The sequence below is a fragment of the Kribbella deserti genome (assembly GCF_042434725.1).
In the GTDB taxonomy this organism is placed as follows: Bacteria; Actinomycetota; Actinomycetes; order Propionibacteriales; family Kribbellaceae; genus Kribbella; species Kribbella deserti.
Map to the genome: position 1 here is coordinate 49,964 of NZ_JBHLTC010000001.1, position 20,121 is coordinate 70,084.

Below are 20,121 nucleotides of genomic sequence, written 5' to 3' on the forward strand. Positions count from 1 at the left end.
AGGCGATCCGGATGACCACAGCGCGGGACGTGCGAGATGTTTATGGCCGGCGATATCGGGTCGGCGAAGATCCACGAGAACTCACCGGCCGGAGTCGCGGCTGGCAGCTGTGGATTGCCTGGGCGTGCCTGGTGGCGATCAGCCCGTTGCAGTACTCCTTCGGTGTCACCGCCCTCGGTCTGCAAGGCGATCACGGCTGGAGTCTCGTCCAGACGATGTGGCTGCTCGCGCTCTTCGTGGCGTTCCAGGCCGTCGTCGCAGTGCCTGTTGCCCGGGTCCATCGCCAGCGCCGGGTCACACCGGCCCGCCTCGTCGTACTCGGGGGAGTGCTCGCCGCGATCGGCCTGGTCGCACTGGCCCACGCCGGGTCGTACGGCGTCGCGCTCGCGGGGTATGCCGTAATCGGGGGTGTTGGTGCCGGGATCGTCTACTCGGCGTGCATCACCACCGCCGCCAGGTGGTTCCCCGAGCGCCGTACCGCGACGATCGGATTCGTGACCGGTGGATTCGCCTGTGGCGCGGTGCCGAGCATCCTGCTGTTGCAGGTGTGGTCCGACGCCGTCGTGTTCGACATGGCGGCGGTCGCGGCCGTTGCGGTGGTCCTGGTGGCCGGTCGCGTACTGAAGGATCCGCCGCCGCACTGGTGGCCGGCCGAACTCGACGCGCAGGCCTGGGCGGTCGACCGCAAGCTCAACCGGAGCTTCCCGCACAACCAGCCCGCGTTGCGGCACTACGCTCCCGGTGAGGCCTTCCGGACCGGCGCCTTGCCCTTGATGTGGCTGACCCTCGCACTCAGTACGGCGATCTCGTTGTTCGGGATCGCCTTTGTTTTCGGGTACGGCGTTGAGGCCGGCGTGGGCGCGGGGACCGCCGGACTCGCGGCGGCGATGCTTGCCGCGGTCAACGGATTCGGCCGTTCCACCGCGGGCCATCTGTCCGACCGGTTCGGGCGGCGCCGGGTGTTGGCGGCGGTGTTCGCGGTCGAAGGAGTGACCCACCTCGGTCTCGCGCTAGCGGGCGGGTCCGGCGTCGCGTGGCTGTTCGTGCTGTGTGCGATGTTCGCGGGGCTTGGCGGCGGCGCCTTCTACGCGATCATGGCCAATCTCGTTCTGGAGTACTTCGGCGAGAACAGCCTGTTGCAGAACCAGGCCGTTCTCTACAGCGCGAAAGCCTTCGGTGGCCTGGTCGGCGTTGGCGCCGCCGCATCACTGGTTGTTGCCGTCGGCTACCAACCGGTGTTCCTGGTCGCCGGGCTGGTCGGCTTGATGGCAGCGGTGCCGGTGCGGTTCCTGCGGCAACCCGGGCGCCCGGCGTTGGCCGCGGAGTCGCCTCGACCTCAGCTCGGCCAGCCGGTTGTCGCTCAAGCCGCCGCGCCCCGGCCGGGTGAGTGACCGCCGATGAAGTCGAGGTACGACCGCCTGAGTGCCGCCGAACGCAAGACCCCGTGCCTGCTGGAGGTGGTGTCGAAGCTCGCGGGTGAACCGTGGACGGATCACCCGAGCTGCGTACATCCAACGCTCGGCGCGATCGCCCGCGCCGTACATGATCACAGCAGCGTGCCGGGCCGGCTTGCACTGCGGGAGTTCGCGCCGGCCTTTGTCGGTACGGCGCACACCGGGTTCGCCACGTCGGCCAGGCTGGTGGCGGTGTGCGTTTCGAACGCGCTGGCCAGTCCGCGGCCCGAGTTCATCACGGCAGACGAACGGCGTCGGCTGGAGACTGCCCGGCAGACCGCGCTCGGCTTGCTGGAGGAGAACCCCGCAAAGGTGGCGGGCCCGGCGCGATGGTGGTTTCCCGTGCTGGATCGGATCAGGCTGAGCGAGCCGTTCTACCGAACGTTCGTGGCCACCGAACACGCGGCCGAGGCCGTCGCCGTGACCGCAAAAGCCGCCGGCGCCGGGCGCGATGCCCAGCTCCGGCGGCTCCTCAAACTGTGCCTCTCCAGCACCCCACCCCGCCAGACCGCCACACGCGTCCTCCCGCGTGTGGGTGCGTCTGAACCACCGCGGCCGCGAGCGGTCCGCTAGGGACGGACGCCTTCGTGGTCTGCGTCTTGCCACATGGTGGCGTCGTAGTCGTCGTCCGGTACAAGAACCAGGTCCGGGTGGCTCGCCGGTTGCCGGGTCTGGGTGGTGAGCCGCAGTAGATCCGCCTGGCAGCGCTGCACGTCGTCAGCGAGGCGTTGTACGTCGAGATGGTGGCCGATCCGGTGCTGGAGCCGGCCGACGGCCGCCTCCAGATCCCTTACCGCACGGGTGGCGTGGTCCAGGTCTTCGCGGATGTTCACGGCGTTCTCCCCACACTCGTCCTGATCTTCCAGGTTGAGCATACGGGATACTGCATACAGTCGCCTAGAAGTCGTCAGACCCTGGACAAGCCGCCGGAAAGTGGGCTATGAATACGGCTACACCATACGGTATGCAATCTACGAACCGGCTGGACTGATAGCCAGAACACCGGCCTCCCCCTCGAGGAGATGACTACACAGATGGCGCAAACAGTGTCGGAAACCAGTGCCGCCGCGAACGGCAGCGTTTCGGCCCCGAAGTCGGACGCGGAGGCCACCACCATCTCGGGTGGTCATCTGGTCGCGAAGGCCCTCAAGGCTGAGGGCATCGACGTGATCTTCACCCTCTGCGGCGGCCACATCATCGATATCTACGACGGCTGCGTGGACGAAGGCATCGCCGTCGTCGACGTACGGCATGAGCAGGTCGCCGCGCACGCGGCGGACGGGTACGCCCGGATGACCGGTAAGCCGGGGTGCGCGGTAGTGACCGCCGGCCCGGGCACCACCGACGCCGTCACCGGTGTCGCGAACGCCTTCCGGGCCGAGAGCCCGATGCTGCTGATCGGCGGCCAGGGCGCGCTGAACCAGCACAAGATGGGTTCACTGCAGGATCTGCCGCACGTCGACATGATGACCCCGATCACCAAGTTCGCGGCCACCGTGCCGCACACCTCGCGGGTGGCGGACATGGTGTCGATGGCATTCCGGGAGTGCTTCAACGGCGCACCCGGCCCGTCGTTCCTGGAGATCCCGCGGGACATCCTGGACAGCTCGGTACCGGTCGAGCAGGCGGTCATTCCCGAAGGCGGCCGGTACCGCGCCTCCACCAAGAGCATCGGTGACCCGGCCAACATCGAGGCCCTCGCGGACCTGCTGGTCCGGGCCGAGAAGCCCGCCGTACTGCTGGGCACGCAGGTATGGACCTCCCGCGGCACGGACGCGGCGATCGACTTCGCCCGCACGCTCAACATTCCCGCCTACATGAACGGATCGGCCCGCGGCACGCTGCCGCCCGGCGATCCGCACCACTTCCACCTGTCGCGGCGGTACGCCTTCAACAACGCGGACGTCATCCTGATCGTCGGTACGCCCTTCGACTTCCGGATGGGCTACGGCCGCCGGCTGCCGAAGAACGCGACCGTCGTACAGATCGACATGGACTACCGCACCGTCGGCCGCAACCGCGATATCGATCTCGGCCTGGTCGGTGACCCGGGCGCGATCCTGGCCGCGGTGACCCAGGCCGCGTCGGGCCGCCTGCACAACAAGGCGAACGACCGCAAGGCGTGGTTCAGCGAACTGCGCGCGGAAGAGGACGCGTCGTACCAGAAGCGCCTTCCGCGCCAGCTGTCCGACGCGAACCCGATCCACCCGCTGCGGCTCGCGCACGAGATCAACGAGTTCCTCACCGAGGACTCGATCTACATCGGCGACGGTGGCGACATCGTCACCTTCTCCGGTGGCGTCGTCCAGCCGAAGTCGCCCGGTCACTGGATGGATCCAGGTCCGCTCGGCACCATCGGCGTCGGCATCCCCTTCGTGATGGCGGCCAAGTACGCGCGGCCGGACAAGGAAGTGGTCGCGCTGTTCGGCGACGGTGCCTTCTCGCTGACCGGGTGGGACTTCGAGACGCTCGTGCGGTTCAACCTGCCGTTTGTCGGGGTGGTCGGCAACAACTCCTCGATGAACCAGATCCGGTACGGCCAGGAGCAGAAGTACGGCGCCGCCCGCGGCCGGGTCGGCAACACCCTCGGTGACGTCCGGTACGACGAGTTCGCCCGGATGCTCGGCGGATACGGCGAAGAGGTCCGCGACCCGAAGGACATCGGGCCGGCCATGCAGCGCGCCCGCGAATCGGGACTGCCGTCGCTGATCAACGTGTGGGTCGACCCGGACGCGTACGCGCCGGGAACGCTGAACCAGACCATGTACAAGTAGCCCGGGAGGCTGATCATGGGCAAAGCCCTTGAAGGTGTCCGCGTTCTCGATATGACGCACGTGCAGTCCGGACCGTCCTGCACCCAGATCCTGGCCTGGCTCGGCGCCGATGTGGTCAAGCTCGAAGCGCCGACCGGTGACATCACCCGTCAGCAACTGCGCGACCTCCCGGACGTCGACAGCTTGTACTTCACGATGCTCAACTGCAACAAGCGCAGCATCACCTTGAACATGAAGTCCGATCGCGGCAAGGAGATCTTCACCCAGCTGGTGCAGGAGTCCGACATCCTGGTGGAGAACTTCGCACCCGGCGCGGTCGACCGGATGGGCTTCACCTGGGCGAAGTTGCAGGAGATCAACCCGCGGCTGATCTTCGCCTCGATCAAGGGTTTCGGCCCCGGGCGGTACGAGGACTTCAAGGCGTACGAGGTGGTGGCCCAGGCGATGGGTGGTGCAATGAGCACCACCGGGTTCGAGGACGGTCCGCCCGTCGCGACCGGCGCCCAGATCGGTGACTCGGGTACGGGGATGCACCTCGTGGCCGGCATCCTCGCCGCGCTGTACCAGCGGGTCCAGACCGGCAAGGGCCAGCGGGTCAGCGTGGCGATGCAGGAGGCCGTGCTGAACCTGACCCGGGTGAAGTTGCGCGACCAGCAGCGGCTCGCGCACGGCCCGCTGAAGGAGTACCCGAACCAGGACTTCGGTGACGAGGTCCCACGCTCGGGCAACGCCTCGGGCGGTGGGCAGCCCGGCTGGGCGGTGCGCTGCGCGCCGGGTGGACCCAACGACTACATCTACGTGATCGTGCAACCGCCCGGCTGGGCGCCGATCGCGAACCTGATCGGCCGGCCCGAACTCGCCGACGATCCGGAGTGGTCCACGCCGACGGCCCGGCTCGACAAGCTCGGCAAGATGTTCGAGCTGATCGAGGCCTGGACCCAGGACCACACCAAATTCGAGGTGATGGGCGCGCTCAACGCGCTCAACGTGCCCTGCGGGCCGATCCTCAGCACTCGCGAGCTGATCGAGGACGAGACGCTCGCCGAACTCGGCGCGGTGGTGGAGGTCGAGCATCCCCAGCGCGGCACGTTCAAGACCGTCGGCATGCCGATCAAGTTGTCCGACTCCCCGGTGCGGATCGAGACCTCACCAGGTCTGGGTGAGCACAACGCGGACATCTACGGCCGGCTCGGCATCAGTGCCGCGGAGCTGGAAGACCTGAAGACCGCCGGCGTCGTCTGACCCTGGCCCCAGCAGAGACGAAAGAGCCGGAGGAGAGAGATGAGCTACGACAAGGCAGCGGTCCAGGCGGTGCTCGACCGGGCCCTGGCAGAGGGCCGGTCCGCACTCAGCGCGCCGGAGGCCAAGCTGGTGGCCGACGCCTATGGCATTGCCACCCCGGGCGAAGGTCTGGCGACCACCGCCGACGGCGCCGCGGAACTCGCGGCCGAGATCGGCTTCCCGGTCGTACTGAAGATCGTCTCGCCGGACATCCTGCACAAGACCGACGCGGGTGGGGTGGTGGTGGGGGTCGAGAACGAGAGCGCCGCCAAGGAGGCGTTCGACCGGATCGTCGCGAACGCGAAGGCGTATCAGGCCGACGCGGAGATCAGCGGCGTACAGGTGCAGAAGATGCTGCAGCGCGGTCCGGACGTGCAGGAGGTCATCGTCGGCGCCGTGCACGACCAGACCTTCGGCAAGATCGTGGCCTTCGGCCTGGGCGGGGTGCTGGTCGAGGTACTGAAGGACGTCACCTTCCGGCTGGCCCCGACCACGCCGGACGAAGCCGCCTCGATGGTGGAGGGCATCAACGCGCACGAGATGCTGAACGGCGTCCGCGGCTCCAAGCCGGTCGACAAGCCGGCCATCGCCGCGATAATCACGGCCCTGTCCGACCTGGTCAGCGACTTCCCGCAGTTCGCCGAGGTCGACCTGAACCCGGTGCTGGCCGGGCCGGACGGCGCCACCGCGGTCGACGTACGCATCATCGTGGACCCGGCCGCCGGCGTACCGGTCGAACGGTTCAGCCAGGACGAGATCCTCACGGCGATGACCCGGATCATGAAGCCGCGAGCCATCGCCGTGATCGGTGCCTCGAACGAGGACGGCAAGATCGGCAACTCGGTGATGAAGAACCTGGTGAACGGCGGCTACCAGGGCGAGATCTACCCGATCAACCCCAAGGGTGGTGAGGTCCTCGGCCTGAAGGCGTTCCCCAGCATCACCGACGTACCCGGGGACGTGGATGTGGCCGTGTTCGCCGTACCGGCCAAGTTCGTTGCCGGTGCGCTCGAGCAGTGCGGTCTCAAGGGTGTCGCCGGGGCGATCCTGATCCCGTCGGGCTTCGCCGAGACCGGCGAGCAGGCCCTGCAAGACGAGGTACTGGCCGTCGCGCGCAAGCACGGGGTGCGCCTCCTCGGGCCGAACATCTACGGCTACTACTACCTGCCCGAAAAGCTCTGCGCCACGTTCTGCACGCCGTACGACGTCCAGGGCAGCGTGGCGCTGTCCTCGCAGAGCGGCGGTATCGGGATGGCGATCCTCGGGTTCAGCCGGTCCAGCCGGATGGGGGTGTCCGCGATCGTCGGTGTCGGCAACAAGGCCGATATCGACGAGGACGATCTGCTCACGTTCTTCGAGGCCGACGACAACACCAATCTGATCGCCATGCACCTGGAAGACCTCAAGGACGGCCGGGCCTTCGCCGAGACGGCGTCGCGGGTGTCTAAGACGAAACCGGTGGTCGTGCTCAAAGCCGGCCGAACGGATATGGGCGCGCGGGCGGCAAGCTCCCACACGGGAGCGCTCGCGGGCAACGACAAGGTGTACGACGACATCCTGCGGCAGTCGGGTGTGGTCCGGGCGCCCGGGCTGAACGACATGCTGCAGTACGCCCGGGGCATTCCGCTGCTGCCCACTCCGCAGGGCGAGAACGTCGTCATCATCACCGGCGCGGGTGGTTCCGGAGTGCTGCTCTCCGACGCCTGCGTCGACAACGGCCTGCACCTGATGAGCATGCCGGCCGACCTGGACGAGGCGTTCAAGAGGTTCATCCCACCGTTCGGTGCCTCGGGCAATCCCGTGGACATCACCGGCGGCGAGCCGCCGTCCACCTATCGCAACACCATCGCCCTCGGCCTGCAGGACGAGCGGATCCACGCGCTCATCCTGGGCTACTGGCACACCATCGTCACGCCACCGATGGTGTTCGCCGAACTGGTCGCGGACGTGGTGGCCGAATACCGGGCCAAGGGCATCTCCAAGCCGGTTGTCGCCTCACTGTCCGGTGACGTGGAGGTCGAAGAGGCCAGCCAGTACCTGTTCGAGCACGGCGTGGTGGCCTATCCGTACACCACCGAAACACCCGTCGCCGTGCTCGGCGCCAAGTACCGCTGGGCCCGCAACGCCGGCCTGGTCGGCCGGCAAACGCTCTAGCAGCAGCACTACCGCGGGGGTACATTCCCAGTTGGCGTCGACCATAAGGAGTCCGCCTTGGACGTCACAAGCAGTACCTCAGATCTGCCCGACGGTCACTCCCCGGCTACCGAGGAGCGCGTCTGGCGGGCGGGCCGGCTCGAACCGATGCCGATCCGGAAGTTGCCGAAGGCACCACCATCCATTCACATCCTCGGACCGACCGTGTTCCTGGTCGCGCTCGGGGTGGGCATGGGCGAGTCCTACATGTGGCCGCGGCTGGTGCTGGTCTTCGGCCCCGACATCCGCTGGCTGTTCCTGGTCGGTGTCACCCTGCAGGCGTTCGTGCTGCTGGAGATGGCGCGGTACGCGATGGCGACGGGGGAGAGCATCTTCTTCGGCGCCGCGCGGATCTTCAAACCGATGATGTGGTTCTTCTACGTCGCCGCCATCTTGATCTACATCTGGCCCGGGCATCTTTCCGCCGGAGCCGCCGCCTTCGAGGAGATATCAGGTATTCCCTGGCAGGCCTCGGCCTGTGTCGCCCTGGTCGGCGTGGGCGTGCTGTTCAGCCTGCTCTCGGTGATCTACAGCTTCCTGGAGAAGGTGCTGGGCTTCCTGATCGGATTCCTGGTGGTCGGCACCGCGATCATCGCCGCGATCGTCGGTAGCTGGGACGACCTGGCCGCGACCGTCTCGGGCATGTTCGCCTTCGGGTTCCTGCCGGACAAGGCACTGTCCGACGTGTGGTTCCCGATCATCGTCGGCTCGATCGCCTTCGCGGGACCGTCCGGCATGCAGCAGATGTGGTACACGCTGCAGCTGCGGGACAGCGGTGCCGCGATGGGCGCGCACATTCCGAAGGTGCGCGGTCTGCGTACCGCCGGTGAGGCCGAGTCGATGCCGTCGCGCGGTTACATGTTCGACACCGAGGACCCGGCCGAAATGGAGAAGTGGAAAGGGTGGCGCCGGTGGGTCACCTTCGACGCGCTCCTGCTTTTCTGGGGAATCACGATGCTGGTCACGGTTTCCTTCACCGTGCTGGCGATGTCCGCGGCCCGGGAGAATCCGAATGTCGGCGCCCTGATCGAAGGTGGCGACCGGGAGGCCGCGCTGAAGGCGATGTCCGACGCTTTCGCCTCGGCCGGTAGCCCGATTCTCGGTACGGCGTTCTTCGGCTTCATCGCTTTGATCGGCCTGAACGCCACCCTCGGATTGTTCGACTCGTTCTCCCGGGGCCAGGCCGATATGACGTACTACTTCGTTCCGGGTGCCAAGAAGATCGGTATGTCGCGGTTGTACGCCGGCTTCCTGTGGGGCGTTATCACCTTCGGTATTTTGATCCTGTTGTTCGGTCCGGCGGATGGACCCGCGAGCATTCTGGACATTCTCGCGTTCCTGTCCACCTTCGCGATGGGCGCGTACTGCGTGGTGTTGTTACTGGTGAACAACAAGCTGCTGCCCAAACCGATTCGCCCGGGCATCGGACGGAACCTGATCATCGGGTTCGGCGCCGTGTTCTACCTGGGCATGTTGTTCTACAGCCTGGTCCGCTTCGGTGTGGTCGTGGGCTGACCATGGCCAGCATCCAGGTCCGGCAGCTGGCCGAGTTCTCGGTCCCTGCTTTGTCCATCGGAGTTGCCGCCGGCCTGGTGGCCAGTGGGCTGGCCGCGTTCGCGGGTCAGCCCACTGGCTGGGCGGTCATCACCGGTTTGGCCCTCGGCATACCCATCGCGTTCTTCGCCACCGGGTACGCCGTACTCGTTGCGCTGGGCAAGGTTCCGGCCGGCGTGTTCGCGCCGGCGGCGATGTACTGGCTGGTGGGCTTCCCGGTGGCGTTGATGGCGCACGCGGTGGTCACCGAGTGGGTGTTCCTCGGATCGCCTGGTTTGCCTGAGGCGCCGCTGGAGTTCCTCGCGTTTCGGGCCTTGCTGAGTATGGGGTTCGCGATCGGCTTCTTGTGGATGCACGAACAGCTCGGGCGGCACTGGTGGCCGCGGATCCGGGCGCACAACGAGTACGCGTATCGCTGTGTCGAGCAGTACAAGGAGCTGGCCACCACGCTCGCCGAGCGCAAAGCCGCCACCGGCCGCGACCGCGCTCGCAAACGCCGCACGGCCGCCTGACTCCTGCCGCGAGTAGTCGCAGTTCCACTGCCGCGAGTAGTCGCAGTTCCACTGCGGCTACTGCCTGCCATTTTTGTTCTCGACCTGCTGGAGAGACCGTTCATGGACGTTTCGGCTGGCTGACCGAGTACTCGCTGTCGGTGGACAACCTGTTCGTTTTCATCATCATCATGGCCCGGTTCGCCGTACCGCGAAGGCTGCAGCAGAAGGTGCTGCTGTTCGGTGTCGCGCTGGCGCTGGTGATGCGCGGCATCTTCATCGCGATCGGCGCCGAGGCGATCTCGCGGTTCGACTGGGTGTTCTACATCTTCGGCGCGTTCCTGATCTTCACCGCGTGGAAGCTCGCCACCACCAAGGAAGAGGACGAGTTCAAGGAGAACGCCGTCCTGAAGGCGGTACAACGCGTCCTGCCGGCGTCGTCGATGGTGATCGTGATGGTGGCGATCGGTACGACGGACCTGCTGTTCGCGCTCGACTCCATCCCGGCCATCTTCGGCCTGACCCAGGAGCCGTACATCGTCTTCACCGCGAACGCCTTCGCGCTGATGGGCCTGCGCCAGTTGTTCTTCCTGATCGGCGGATTGCTGGATCGCCTGGTCTACCTGTCGTACGGCCTGGCCTTCGTACTCGGCTTCATCGGCGTCAAGCTCATCCTCGAGGCCCTCCACCACGGCGGCGTCGCCTGGGCCCCGGAGATCCCGATCGTCGTCTCCTTGAGCGTAATCCTCGGCACCCTGATCCTCACCGCCGTAGCCAGCCTGCTCAAAACCCGCCATGACACCCGGCACCCCAAGCCCGGCATGAGGACGGAAATCACCCCGGAACCGGTCGACTCGCCTTAAGCCGCTTCAGTACTAGCGACGGGTGGACGCGTTTTGCATTCCTTGCATCGCCGGGTGGGGCCGCCGGATGACGGTGGTTCCCTGCCTGGGATGGGGTGCAGAACGCGTCCACTCGTCGCAATGCCAAGGTGCTGCCGGGGTTAGGTGGTACGGCGGGGGCGGGTTGCCTTCTTGGGGGCGGGGTCCGCGGCCGGGGTGGCGGATTCGGCTTGCAGGTCGTGGTAGGCCTTGCGGGTGTGTTCGGTGTGCTGGCGCATGATCTCGGCGGCCTTGTCCTCGTCGCCGTCGGCGATGGCCTTGACCAGGCGGGTGTGCTCGCGCCAGGAGGCTTGACCGCGGAAGGGGGCCACCGGGGTGTAGTACCAGCGGACGCGGCGGTCGACCTGGGCGGCGAAGTCCACCAGGAACTTGTTACCGGACATCTCGGTGATGCTGCGGTGCAGTTCCGCGTTCGTGCGCACGGTGGCGTCGATGTCACCGGCCTCCAGGAAGGCGGCGCCCTCCTTGCACAGCTCGCGCAGCCGGGCGACCGCGTCCTTGCTCGCGTGCCGGGCCGCCAGCCGCGCTGATTCGGACTCCAGCGCGGCCCGGGCGGCCAGCAACTGGTCCACCTCGTCCTCGGCCGGTACGTGCACCTGGGCGCCGAATCCCGGCCGCAGATCGACCCAGCCTTCGTTGCTCAGGCGCTGCAGGGCCTCCCGGACCGGCTGCCGGGACACGCCCAGCATGCCGGCCAGTTCGACCTCGACCAGGTGCTTGCCACGCTCGAGCGTGCCGTCGATGATCATCTCGGTGAGGGCCTCGTAGACCGACTCCCGCAGCGGCGTCGGCCGCTTGAGATGCCGGACCCCGGTGGCACCGTCGACGCCGGTTCCCGTGCCCACACTCGTTGTCGTCATCTGGCCCTCTCATGGTCAGCCTGGCACCTGATCGCCAGCCAGCCGGTCACTCCGGCAGGTTGGTTTGTGTAGACAGTCTACCAAGTGCTCAGGCCGCGGACTCGTTCCTGGCCTGCGCGTTCTCGGTGTTCTCGCGCAGCAGCTCGAGGTCCTGCTCGAGCTCGCGCTGAAGGTCGGCTTCGATCAGCTCCGGCGCGTCCTCGAACTGCGGACGAGCGGCGAGAGCGCCGAACCTACGGGTGAAAATCATGGCCTAACTTTCCTCTCTCGGGATTTCGGAACCCTGAAGGCTCCGAAATACTGGCTTCTGTATACATTCAACCAGCAGTGTGAGGCGGTTATGCCGCCATCTCACGTGATCCCCGTTACAGCCCTGCGCCGGTGGCGTTGCAGGGCCGTGAACCACCTCACCCCAGTTCCCAAAAGCCGTCCGGACATGCAAGAAGGGGCGCATCCGGTGACCGGATGCGCCCCTTCTTGGCAGATCAGCCGGCGGACTTGATCAGCTCGTTGACCTTCGTGACGTAGGTCTGCAGCTCACTGATCGGCTTCTTGCCGTTCAGGATCGGCTGCCAGTACGCCGTGGTGAGGTCGACCACCTGCGAGGCCCACTGGGTGGTGAACCGGACGCCCGTCGTCTTCTCGGTCGCCAACCCGGCTTTCACGGTGTCGGTCACGGTCTGCTGGCCCGCCTTGGTGAGCGCATCGAAGTAGCTGGCCTGCGACGGCACGTACGCCGGCGGCGCCACCGGGGCGGCGGGCAGGACGGCGCTCCACACCTTCGTGCTCAAGTATTCGATCACCTTGTACGTCGCGTCCTCGTTCGCGGTGTACGACGGTGTGCAGTAGCCGATCGAGTCGGACAAGGTGGCCGGGGTGTCCACCTGCGGGAACGGCGCGAATCCGTACTTGATCTTGGGCTTGTCCGTCTGGAACCCGGCCGCGAGCCACTGACCACCGAACATCATCGGCACCTTGCCGGACGAGAACAGCGCGGGCGCGTTCGACACGTCGTACCCGGGCGGTGCGACCGCGCCCGACTTGATCGCGGCGGCGAGCTTGGTCACCCCCTCGACGTACTTCTCGTCCGCCTCGGCCTTCGTCGGGTGGTTCACGTTGTCGGTGAAGGCGGCGCCACCGGCCGACAGCGAGTACAGACCCATTGTGAAGGGCCCGTCCCCGGCCGTCAGGTTGTCCGCGACCAGGCCGAACTTCGCGCCGTTCTTGCCGGCCAGCTTGCCCGCGGCGGCGTACATCTCGTCCCAGGTCCAGCCGGCCTTGGGTACCGGGATGCCCGCGGCCGCGAAGGCGTCCGCGTTGTACCAGACGCCGTAGGTGTTGAGCAGTGCGGGCAAACCGCCCATCTGGCCGTCGGCGGTCTTCCAGTTCTCGAAGGCCGACGGTACGAAGCTGGCCGCCTTGAACTCGCCTTCGCCCTCGGTGACGCGCTTGGACCAGTCGACCAGCAGGCCCTGCGAGGTGTACTGCTGTTCGGTGTCGTTGCCACACCAGAAGATGTCCGGCAGCTTTTTCGCCTGGGTCAGCGACGCGAGCTTGTCGCCGTACCCACCGCCGGCGGTGTCGAGGCGCTTGACGGTGATGTTGGGGTCGCTGAAGCCCTTCAGTGCCTTGTCGATGGCGGCGTTGGTCTCCGGCGACTCCCAGGTCATGATCGTGACGGTGACCGGGCCGTCGGCGCCGCCGCCGTCGTCCGACCCGCCGCAGGCCGTTGCCGTCAGCAACCCGGCACAGGCCAGCGCCGCCGTACCGATAACTCTTGAACGCCTCACGGCCGTCCTCCTAAGAACTGGGGTGGAATCACTTCTGGGTGGTGCTGCCGAGCGAGCCGAGGCCCTGGATGAAATAGCGCTGCGCGGCGAAGAAGAGGATCAGTGGCGGCAGCATGTAGAGCAGGTTGGTGGCCATGTAGTAGCTCCAGTCGGGCGTTTGTCCCGCGAACGGCGAGATGAACGACGCCATGCCGACCGAGAGCGGCCATTTCTCCGACGAGTACAGGTAGACCAGCGGATTGAGAAAGTCGTTCCACGAGGCCTGAAAGGCCAGGATCGACATCGTGATCCACGCGGGTTTGGTCAGCGGCAGCATCACCTGGGTGAAGATGCGGAAGTGGCCGGCGCCGTCGATCTTGGCCGCCTCGTCGATGGAGTACGGAATCGCGAGGAAATACTGCCGGGCCAGGAAGATGAACAGTGGATTGCCGCCGAAAAAGGCAGGCACGATCAACGGCAGCCAGGTGTCGTACCAGCCGATGCTCTTGTACAGCTGGAACAACGGGATCAGGCCGACCACGCCGGGCAGCAACATGCTGCCGACGAACAGGTAGAACCACAGCTTGCGGCCGGGAAACCGCAACCGGGCCAGCGCGTAGCCCGCCATCATCGCGGTCATCACGCCGCCGAGCACGCTCAGCGCGGTGATGATCGAGGAGTTCAGCAGCAATCGCGGGAACTGGATCGCCTCCGGGCCCTTGATGAAGTTCTCCCAGTGGAACTCGGTCGGGAACAACCTCGGCGGCACCTCGAACACGGCCGAGCGGCTCTTCAGGCCGATGGTGATCATCCACAGCAGCGGGACCACCATGACCGCGCAGATGAACAGCGCCATCGCGTACCAGGAGGCGGTGCGGACCGGCTTGCTGCGGTCCTTGCCCGGCGGAACGGCCCTCGCGGTCACGTCCGCGTTGCCGCGACCGCCTTCGGCGGGATCACCGGCGCTGTCCACGTCAGTCAGCAGAGTTGTCACTGTAGGTCCAAAGAGAGGAGAACTTCGCGGTCAGAGCGATCACGGCGATGATGACGATGAACAGCACCCAGACCTGAGCGGAGGCGTAGCCGAGCTGGGGGATCCGGCCGAGGTTGGAAAAGCCGTTGTTGTAGATCGACAGCATCAGCACGTTGGTACTGAAGCCGGGTCCACCGTTGGTGAGGATCTTCGGCTGGTTGAACGTCTGCAGCGCGGCCGTGGTCTGCAGAATCACCTGCAGCAACATGATCGGGCTGATCATCGGCATGGTGATCCGCCAGAACACCGAATGCGGCCCGGCGCCGTCCACCTTCGCCGCCTCGTACAGCTCGGTCGGCACTGCCTGCAACGCGGCCAGAAAGATGATCATCGTGCCGCCGACGCCCCACAGCATCACCAGCACGATCGACGGCATCGCCATCGTCGGGCTGGCCAGCCACTGACTGGTCGGCAGATGCAGCTTCTCCAGGATGGTGTTCATCAACCCGACCTGCGGGTTCAGGATGAACTTCCACAGCGTGATGGTGGCGACGGCAGGCAGTACGACGGGCAGGTACGCCATCGTGCGCACGATCCGTACGCCCCGGAACTTCTGATTGCAGAAGACCGCGAGGGCCAAACCGAGGGCCAGTGACAGCGGTACGTACAGCAAAACGAGATAGCTGGTCGCGCGCATCGCGGGCCAGAACGCCGGATCCACGGTGAAGAGCCGCCGGAAGTTGTCGAGCCCGACAAAGACCGGATCGCTGAGGCCGTTGTACTTCGTCAGGGCCAGATAGAGAGAGCGGATCAGCGGGTACACCACGAAGACGGTGAAGCCGATCACCGCGGGGCCGATGAAGACGTACGCTGCCTTGGTATCCGATCCGGCGCCTCGGGCGTGCTGGCGGCCTCGGCCCGGGCGGACCGGCGCGCTCACCCGCACCGGCGTGTCCTGCCAGGACCCGGGGGACCGGAGGTGATGTGCTGGATCGAAGTCATGCCCACTCCCTGGACGGTAACGTTTCCAACGGCTTACTGTTTTGTGACGATGCCGTGTCGTGAGAAGGAAGTCAACCCTGTGTCCGAAACGTTTCCAAGACGGCCTGAGACGGCCCGCCCGACGATGGTCGACGTGGCCAAACGCGCGGGCGTCGGCCTCGGCACCGTGTCGCGCGTCGTCAACGGTGGCTCCGGTGTCCGTGAACAGACGGCCAGCCGCGTTCGCGCCGCGATCGAGGAACTCGGGTTCCAGCGCAACGAGGTGGCTCGCGCGCTGCGGCCGGGCAAGACCTCGACGAGTCTCGCGCTGGTGCTCGGCGACCTGACCAACCCGTTCTACGCCACCATCGCGAAGGCCGCGCTGGAGGTGGCGGGCCAGGCCGGCTATGCCGTCGTACTCGGCAGTGTGGACGAGGATCCCGAGGGGGAGCGGCGGGCCATTCAGGAGCTGATCGGCCGGCGGGTGGCGGGCCTGATGATCGTGCCGGACCAGGGTGATCACACGTTCCTGGCCGGGCCCGCGGGGGCCGGCGTACCGGTCGTGTTCGTGGACCGGCCGGCACACGGTATCGAGGCCGACGTGGTGATGGTCGACAACGAGGGCGGCGGCCGGATCGCGACGGAGCACCTGCTGAACCAGGGGCATCGCCGGGTCGCGATCCTGCTCGCGCCGTCGTACTACACGGTCGGACGGCGGCTGCGCGGTTACCGCCGGGCCTACCGGCTGGCCGATCTGCCCGTGGACGAGAGCCTGGTGATCAGCCTGCCGGAGGGTTCGCGTGATGCCGCGGAGAAGGCCACCCGGGAGTTGATGCACCGGCCGGATCCGCCCACGGCGATCTTCGCCTCGACGAACTTCCTCACCGAGGGCGTGCTCAGGGCCCTTGGCGAGACGAACTCCCAGGCGGCGGTGGTCGGCTTCGACGACTTCCGGCTGGCCGACATGTTGCCGACACCCGTCACCGTTGTGGCCTCCGACATCGGCGAACTCGGCCGGACCGCGGCCCGGTTACTGCTCGAACGGGCCGACGGCTCCGCCAAACCACCCCAGCGCATCGTCCTGCCCTGCACCCTCATCCCCCGCGGCAGCGGCGAACGCCCACCCCCAACTGCGTAGAGAGGCTCTTGCGCCGTATCGGCGCCTAAAGTGGGCCGATGAGGATGAGGCGGTACGGCGTGGGGCTGGGCCTGGTGCTGGTGGCCGGGCTCCTGACGGGCTGTTCGCCGCAGGTGTGTGGCGGGATCACGCTCAGCCGGAACGAGGTCGGACAGCTGATGGCGGTAATGGAGAAGTGCCGCGGTGAGATCGAGTACGTGTCCTTGTCCGAGCACAGCGGTCGCGAGCGGGTAAAACACGGCGAGTGGACCGTCGACGAGCTGGACGACGGTTCGCACGAGCTGAACTTGGAGACGGGTACGCCCACTTGGAAGGCGAGTAACCCGTGGCAGCCACTCAAGCCGGGAGTGATGTACACGATCGGCGCCTGGGATGAGGGCCAGTCCTGGTCCCTCGGCGCCCTCACCTTCACCGTGGAAGCGCTGACGAAGCTCAAGCCTGGACTAGTACTCGGATCGAAGTCTCAGAACGGCCAGAACGTGCTGGTGCCGGAGCCGCTCGAGAAGTTCAAAAAGGTGTCCTGCGGCGGTTAGCGGTCGTCGTAGGCGTCTCGGGCGGCTAGAACTTCGGGGATGTGTTGTTCGGCCCAGCGGCAGAGGACGGCGAGGGGTTCGATCAGGGTTCGGCCGAGCGGGGTCAGCTCGTACTCGACGCGCGGCGGGATTTCGCCGTACACCTCGCGCGTGAGCATGCCGTCGCGCTCGAGATCGCGCAGCGTATCGGTCAGGACCTTGGCGCTGATGCCCTCGAGCGCGGAGCGGATGTCGCCGAAGCGCATCGGGCCGTTCTCCAGCACCGTGATGACCATCGCGGTCCACTTGTTCGCGATCCGGGCGAGAGAGGTCCGGGAGGGGCATTCGGCCACGAGCACGTTCCAGCTCCGGCCCGCTGGTGGCGCGTAGCGAAGATTCATCGGCTGCCATCCCATTGGTTACGTTGAGGTAATTGGTAACCAACGGTAACTATTAGATCCAGTAAGGGCAAACGGACCAACTGGAGGAGAGACCATGAACAACGCGGTGGCAGTGGCAACCGAGTACTTCGATGCGCTGGCGGCCAAGGATTACGCCAAAGTGGCGGGGTTTTTCGCCGATGACCTGGTCTGGCACCAGCCGGGCGCCAACCAGTTCTCGGGTACGCACCAGGGCGCCGACGCGGTGAACGCGATGATCGGCGCGATGATGGGCGTCAGCCAGGGCACCTTCGCGCTGTCGGTCCGCGCGCCCCTGATGGCGAACGGCGACCTGGTCGCGGCGTCGGTGCGCTTCACCGGCCAGCGCGACGGCGCCACCCTGAACGGCGACGGCATCGACCTGCTGCGGATCGCCGACGGCAAGATTGTCGAGGCCTGGCTGTTCACCGAGGACCAGGACGCCGAGAACGCCTTCTGGGGCTGAACGGGATCAGTCGGCCACGATCGCGTAGGCCTCGATCTCCACGAGGACCTCGGGCTTGAACAGCGCGACGACCTGTACGGCGGTGCTGGCGGGCGGGTTGGCCGTGTCGACGTAGGCGTCGCGAGCGACCCGGATCGCGGGCAGGGCGGCGATATCGGTCACGTAGATGCCGAGTTTGACCACGTCCGCGAAGGTGGCGCCCGCGGCCTGCAGACAGGCGTCGAGATTGGCGAAGACCTGCCGGGCCTGGGCGCCGGCGTCGCCCGGGCCGACGAGTTCACCGGATTCGTCGAGCGCGACCTGCCCGGCGATGGCGACCCAGCGCCCGGGGCCGGTCGCGACGTGGCTGTAGCCGTTGGCACGGGCGACACCCGCGGGCGTGGGGTGGGAAAGCTGGGACACGCTGGTTCCTTCCTGGACGATTCGGCCTCATCCTCTCCGGCCCGGCGATATCTGGCCAACGCATATCGGCAACGCCGGGGCGAAATGGCCGGCACGCGCGGGGGAGACCTTGGTCCATCCGCCGGGTCTACCGGCCGCCGACGGGTCGAACTTATGCATCTGCTGACCGGCGAGCTGTGGGCCACCCGGGCTGAGCCGGAGCGTGCGCGGGTGCTGAGGCGTTCGTTGCGGCGTGGCGTCGAGTGTCTTGCGGGGCTGATGAGGACTAACGGAGGGGCTAACAACGAGGCATGATGGAGCCATGGATCACTCCAGCGGCGTGGGTGCCCTTGAGGCTGACGCATGTCTGGAGACCGGAATGGCCGACTTCAATCCCGCCGCACCGTTCGCGGCGGACGCGTTCGCGCAGCTCGCGATGGAGTTGCACGATGCCCCGACCGTTGAGGAGACGGTCGACGCGGTGCTGGAGTTCGCGCTGCAGGCGGTCAGCTGCAGCTATGCGGGTATCGCGCTGGCGGTGCGAGGCCAGCGGGCGCAGGTCGGCGCGGTCACCGATTCGATCGTCGAGACGATCTACCAGTTGCAGATCGACAACGGTGAGGGCCCGCTGCTGACGGCCTTATCCGAGCGATCCCTCCTGCACATCCCCGACGTCAGCGCGGAGACTCGCTGGCCCGAGTGGCGCGCCAAGGTCGAGACGATCGGTATCGGCACGGTGCTACATGTGCCGATGCGCGCGGCCGAGCAACTTGTCGGCGTGCTCAGTCTTTACAGCACCAAGCCGCGCGCCTTCGACCGTGATGACGAGGCCGTCGCGCACATTCTGGCGCGGCACGCGGCGATCGCCGTGGCCTCCGCCCGGTATGAGCGGTCCATGGCGGAGGCGATCGACGCCCGCAAACTGGTCGGCCAGGCGATGGGCATTCTGATGGTCAAGTTCGACGTCGACGGCGACCGGGCGTTCGCGATCCTCAAGCGGTACTCGCAGGACACCAACACCAAGTTGCGCGACGTCGCCCAGCACGTGATCGACACCCGCAAACTCCCGGTCTGACCGTACGACGGCATCGCCGGGCAGGTCGTACGCCGCGGACGGTAGCCTTTTGGCATGCCGAAGAAACTCCGACTGACCGGCGACGCCGAGGCCGACAAGTTGCTGTCCGAGGACCCGTTCGCGCTGCTGACCGGGCTGCTGCTGGACCAGCAGTTCCCGATGGAGCACGCGTTCGCCGGCCCGCGCAAGATCGCCGACCGGATGGACGGCTTCAGCATCACCAAGATCGCCGAGACCGATCTCGAGGAGTTCGTCGAGCTGTGCGTGCAGCCGCCGGCGATCCACCGTTACGGCGGCTCGATGGCCCGCCGGGTGCACGCGCTCGCGCATCACGTACTGGACAACTACGGCGGCAAGACCGACAAGATCTGGAAGCAGGGCAAGCCGGACGGCCAGGAGTTGCTCCGCCGGCTGAAGGCGCTGCCGGGTTACGGCGACCAGAAGGCGCGGATCTTCGTGGCCCTGTTGGGCAAGCAGCTCAAGGTGCAGCCGGACGGCTGGCGCGAGGCCGCCGGGGCGTACGCCGAGGAGGGTTCGCGTCGCTCGATCGCCGACGTGACGAGTCCGGAGACGCTGGCCGAGGTGCGGGCCTTCAAGAAGTCGGTCAAGGCCGCCGCAAGGACAGCAACGTCCGGCGCGAGCCACGGGTCAGCCTGACCGTGATCGACAAGAACGACCCCGACCAGTACGTCGAAATCCGCGGCACGGGCGTGGTCACCGAGGACGAGGGGCGCGCCGTCGCGGTCGCCTTGGCCGAGCTGTACGACGGCCCAGGCGCCGGCGAGGAGTACGCGGCGCTCCCGGCGATGACCGTGCGCACGGTCATCCGCATCACCCCGACCCGCCTCACCGGCCCCGCCTCCACCTGAGTCAACCAGCCTCAGGTGGAGGATGGAAT

Annotated in this window: 21 protein-coding genes and 1 pseudogene; 14 read left to right on the forward strand and 8 right to left on the reverse strand. The window is 66.8% G+C overall.

The genetic code is table 11. The features are described from left to right. Positions 1 to 11 precede the first annotated feature (11 nt). Together ACFFGN_RS00225 and ACFFGN_RS00230 are read left to right on the forward strand one after the other, a co-directional pair. Positions 12 to 1,391, forward strand: a complete 1,380-nt coding sequence (locus ACFFGN_RS00225) for an MFS transporter (protein WP_380043144.1) — start codon at positions 12 to 14, stop codon at positions 1,389 to 1,391. Between the two features lie 6 nt (positions 1,392 to 1,397). Next, a complete protein-coding gene (locus tag ACFFGN_RS00230; RefSeq protein ID WP_380043146.1) occupies positions 1,398 to 2,027 on the forward strand; it encodes a hypothetical protein in 630 nt (209 codons plus the stop codon). On the opposite strand, the gene ACFFGN_RS00235 is transcribed toward ACFFGN_RS00230, so the two are convergent. Next, positions 2,024 to 2,329: an Rv0250c family protein gene (locus ACFFGN_RS00235; protein ID WP_380043148.1), complete on the reverse strand. Its 306-nt coding sequence runs from the start codon at positions 2,327 to 2,329 to the stop codon at positions 2,024 to 2,026. The genes ACFFGN_RS00230 and ACFFGN_RS00235 overlap by 4 nt on opposite strands. 159 nt (positions 2,330 to 2,488) lie before the next feature. On the opposite strand from ACFFGN_RS00235, the gene ACFFGN_RS00240 reads away from it, so the two are divergent. From ACFFGN_RS00240 to ACFFGN_RS00265, 6 genes and pseudogenes are all read left to right on the forward strand, one after another. Continuing rightward, on the forward strand, positions 2,489 to 4,228 hold the full coding sequence (locus ACFFGN_RS00240; protein WP_380043150.1) for a thiamine pyrophosphate-binding protein: 1,740 nt from the start codon (positions 2,489 to 2,491) through the stop codon (positions 4,226 to 4,228). A 15-nt stretch (positions 4,229 to 4,243) separates the two neighbouring features. Further along, positions 4,244 to 5,470, forward strand: coding sequence for a formyl-CoA transferase (gene frc, locus ACFFGN_RS00245; protein WP_380043152.1), 1,227 nt, complete (start codon positions 4,244 to 4,246; stop codon positions 5,468 to 5,470). Positions 5,471 to 5,509: 39 nt separating this feature from the next. Next, positions 5,510 to 7,663, forward strand: coding sequence for an acetate--CoA ligase family protein (locus tag ACFFGN_RS00250; protein ID WP_380043153.1), 2,154 nt, complete (start codon positions 5,510 to 5,512; stop codon positions 7,661 to 7,663). A 57-nt stretch (positions 7,664 to 7,720) separates the two neighbouring features. Continuing rightward, a complete protein-coding gene (locus ACFFGN_RS00255) occupies positions 7,721 to 9,217 on the forward strand; it encodes an Nramp family divalent metal transporter (protein ID WP_380043154.1) in 1,497 nt (498 codons plus the stop codon). 2 nt (positions 9,218 to 9,219) lie between these two features. Then, positions 9,220 to 9,768, forward strand: a complete 549-nt coding sequence (locus ACFFGN_RS00260; protein WP_380043155.1) for a hypothetical protein — start codon at positions 9,220 to 9,222, stop codon at positions 9,766 to 9,768. 86 nt (positions 9,769 to 9,854) lie between these two features. Then, positions 9,855 to 10,610 (forward strand): annotated as a pseudogene (locus ACFFGN_RS00265) (TerC family protein); the annotation flags it as partial. Between the two features lie 140 nt (positions 10,611 to 10,750). On the opposite strand, the gene ACFFGN_RS00270 reads toward ACFFGN_RS00265, so the two are convergent. From ACFFGN_RS00270 to ACFFGN_RS00290, 5 genes are all read right to left on the reverse strand, one after another. Further along, complete coding sequence (locus ACFFGN_RS00270; RefSeq protein WP_380043156.1) at positions 10,751 to 11,509, reverse strand: GntR family transcriptional regulator; 759 nt, start codon at positions 11,507 to 11,509, stop codon at positions 10,751 to 10,753. 88 nt (positions 11,510 to 11,597) lie between these two features. After that, positions 11,598 to 11,759 (reverse strand): hypothetical protein, encoded by a 162-nt coding sequence (locus ACFFGN_RS00275; RefSeq protein ID WP_380043157.1) that lies wholly within the window; start codon positions 11,757 to 11,759, stop codon positions 11,598 to 11,600. A gap of 235 nt (positions 11,760 to 11,994) precedes the next feature. Beyond that, positions 11,995 to 13,299 (reverse strand): ABC transporter substrate-binding protein, encoded by a 1,305-nt coding sequence (locus ACFFGN_RS00280; protein ID WP_380043158.1) that lies wholly within the window; start codon positions 13,297 to 13,299, stop codon positions 11,995 to 11,997. 28 nt (positions 13,300 to 13,327) lie between these two features. Then, entirely contained in the window at positions 13,328 to 14,272 is a 945-nt protein-coding gene (locus tag ACFFGN_RS00285; protein WP_380043159.1) for a carbohydrate ABC transporter permease, read from the reverse strand. Continuing rightward, positions 14,253 to 15,197 (reverse strand): carbohydrate ABC transporter permease, encoded by a 945-nt coding sequence (locus ACFFGN_RS00290; protein WP_380043160.1) that lies wholly within the window; start codon positions 15,195 to 15,197, stop codon positions 14,253 to 14,255. Before ACFFGN_RS00290 ends, ACFFGN_RS00285 begins: the two co-directional genes overlap by 20 nt. Positions 15,198 to 15,332: 135 nt before the next feature. Here ACFFGN_RS00290 and ACFFGN_RS00295 point away from each other — a divergent pair, with 135 nt between their 5' ends. After that, positions 15,333 to 16,370, forward strand: a complete 1,038-nt coding sequence (locus ACFFGN_RS00295; protein ID WP_380043161.1) for a LacI family DNA-binding transcriptional regulator — start codon at positions 15,333 to 15,335, stop codon at positions 16,368 to 16,370. Positions 16,371 to 16,408: 38 nt separating this feature from the next. After that, positions 16,409 to 16,903 (forward strand): hypothetical protein, encoded by a 495-nt coding sequence (locus tag ACFFGN_RS00300; protein ID WP_380043162.1) that lies wholly within the window; start codon positions 16,409 to 16,411, stop codon positions 16,901 to 16,903. Here ACFFGN_RS00300 and ACFFGN_RS00305 read toward each other — a convergent pair. Beyond that, a complete protein-coding gene (locus tag ACFFGN_RS00305; RefSeq protein ID WP_380043163.1) occupies positions 16,900 to 17,283 on the reverse strand; it encodes a winged helix-turn-helix transcriptional regulator in 384 nt (127 codons plus the stop codon). The genes ACFFGN_RS00300 and ACFFGN_RS00305 overlap by 4 nt on opposite strands. A gap of 94 nt (positions 17,284 to 17,377) precedes the next feature. Between ACFFGN_RS00305 and ACFFGN_RS00310 the strand changes: the two genes are divergently transcribed. Next, positions 17,378 to 17,767 carry a nuclear transport factor 2 family protein gene (locus ACFFGN_RS00310; RefSeq protein ID WP_380043164.1) on the forward strand — a complete coding sequence of 130 codons (390 nt, stop codon included), beginning with the start codon at positions 17,378 to 17,380 and terminating at the stop codon, positions 17,765 to 17,767. Positions 17,768 to 17,773: 6 nt separating this feature from the next. Here ACFFGN_RS00310 and ACFFGN_RS00315 read toward each other — a convergent pair whose 3' ends face one another. Further along, entirely contained in the window at positions 17,774 to 18,169 is a 396-nt protein-coding gene (locus tag ACFFGN_RS00315; RefSeq protein ID WP_380043165.1) for a RidA family protein, read from the reverse strand. Positions 18,170 to 18,470: 301 nt separating this feature from the next. Between ACFFGN_RS00315 and ACFFGN_RS00320 the strand changes: the two genes are divergently transcribed. The 3 genes from ACFFGN_RS00320 to ACFFGN_RS00330 are packed head-to-tail and all read left to right on the forward strand — an operon-like array spanning position 18,471 to position 20,092. After that, positions 18,471 to 19,223: a GAF and ANTAR domain-containing protein gene (locus ACFFGN_RS00320; RefSeq protein WP_380043166.1), complete on the forward strand. Its 753-nt coding sequence runs from the start codon at positions 18,471 to 18,473 to the stop codon at positions 19,221 to 19,223. 54 nt (positions 19,224 to 19,277) lie between these two features. Next, entirely contained in the window at positions 19,278 to 19,880 is a 603-nt protein-coding gene (locus ACFFGN_RS00325) for an HhH-GPD-type base excision DNA repair protein (RefSeq protein WP_380043167.1), read from the forward strand. A 2-nt stretch (positions 19,881 to 19,882) separates the two neighbouring features. Continuing rightward, positions 19,883 to 20,092, forward strand: coding sequence for a pyridoxamine 5'-phosphate oxidase family protein (locus tag ACFFGN_RS00330; protein ID WP_380043168.1), 210 nt, complete (start codon positions 19,883 to 19,885; stop codon positions 20,090 to 20,092). The last annotated feature ends 29 nt before the right edge of the window (positions 20,093 to 20,121 follow it).

Excerpts from the sequence above, each read along its gene's own strand:
- frc (WP_380043152.1), top strand. The coding sequence starts at position 4,244 with ATGGGCAAAGCCCTTGAAGGTGTCCGCGTTCTCGATATGACGCACGTG.
- ACFFGN_RS00275 (WP_380043157.1), bottom strand. The coding sequence starts at position 11,759 with ATGATTTTCACCCGTAGGTTCGGCGCTCTCGCCGCTCGTCCGCAGTTC.
- ACFFGN_RS00240 (WP_380043150.1), top strand. The coding sequence starts at position 2,489 with ATGGCGCAAACAGTGTCGGAAACCAGTGCCGCCGCGAACGGCAGCGTT.
- ACFFGN_RS00320 (WP_380043166.1), top strand. The coding sequence starts at position 18,471 with ATGGATCACTCCAGCGGCGTGGGTGCCCTTGAGGCTGACGCATGTCTG.
- ACFFGN_RS00310 (WP_380043164.1), top strand. The coding sequence starts at position 17,378 with ATGAACAACGCGGTGGCAGTGGCAACCGAGTACTTCGATGCGCTGGCG.
- ACFFGN_RS00325 (WP_380043167.1), top strand. The coding sequence starts at position 19,278 with ATGCCGAAGAAACTCCGACTGACCGGCGACGCCGAGGCCGACAAGTTG.
- ACFFGN_RS00235 (WP_380043148.1), bottom strand. The coding sequence starts at position 2,329 with ATGCTCAACCTGGAAGATCAGGACGAGTGTGGGGAGAACGCCGTGAAC.
- ACFFGN_RS00260 (WP_380043155.1), top strand. The coding sequence starts at position 9,220 with ATGGCCAGCATCCAGGTCCGGCAGCTGGCCGAGTTCTCGGTCCCTGCT.
- ACFFGN_RS00300 (WP_380043162.1), top strand. The coding sequence starts at position 16,409 with ATGAGGATGAGGCGGTACGGCGTGGGGCTGGGCCTGGTGCTGGTGGCC.
- ACFFGN_RS00230 (WP_380043146.1), top strand. The coding sequence starts at position 1,398 with ATGAAGTCGAGGTACGACCGCCTGAGTGCCGCCGAACGCAAGACCCCG.
- ACFFGN_RS00250 (WP_380043153.1), top strand. The coding sequence starts at position 5,510 with ATGAGCTACGACAAGGCAGCGGTCCAGGCGGTGCTCGACCGGGCCCTG.
- ACFFGN_RS00270 (WP_380043156.1), bottom strand. The coding sequence starts at position 11,509 with ATGACGACAACGAGTGTGGGCACGGGAACCGGCGTCGACGGTGCCACC.
- ACFFGN_RS00305 (WP_380043163.1), bottom strand. The coding sequence starts at position 17,283 with ATGAATCTTCGCTACGCGCCACCAGCGGGCCGGAGCTGGAACGTGCTC.
- ACFFGN_RS00225 (WP_380043144.1), top strand. The coding sequence starts at position 12 with ATGACCACAGCGCGGGACGTGCGAGATGTTTATGGCCGGCGATATCGG.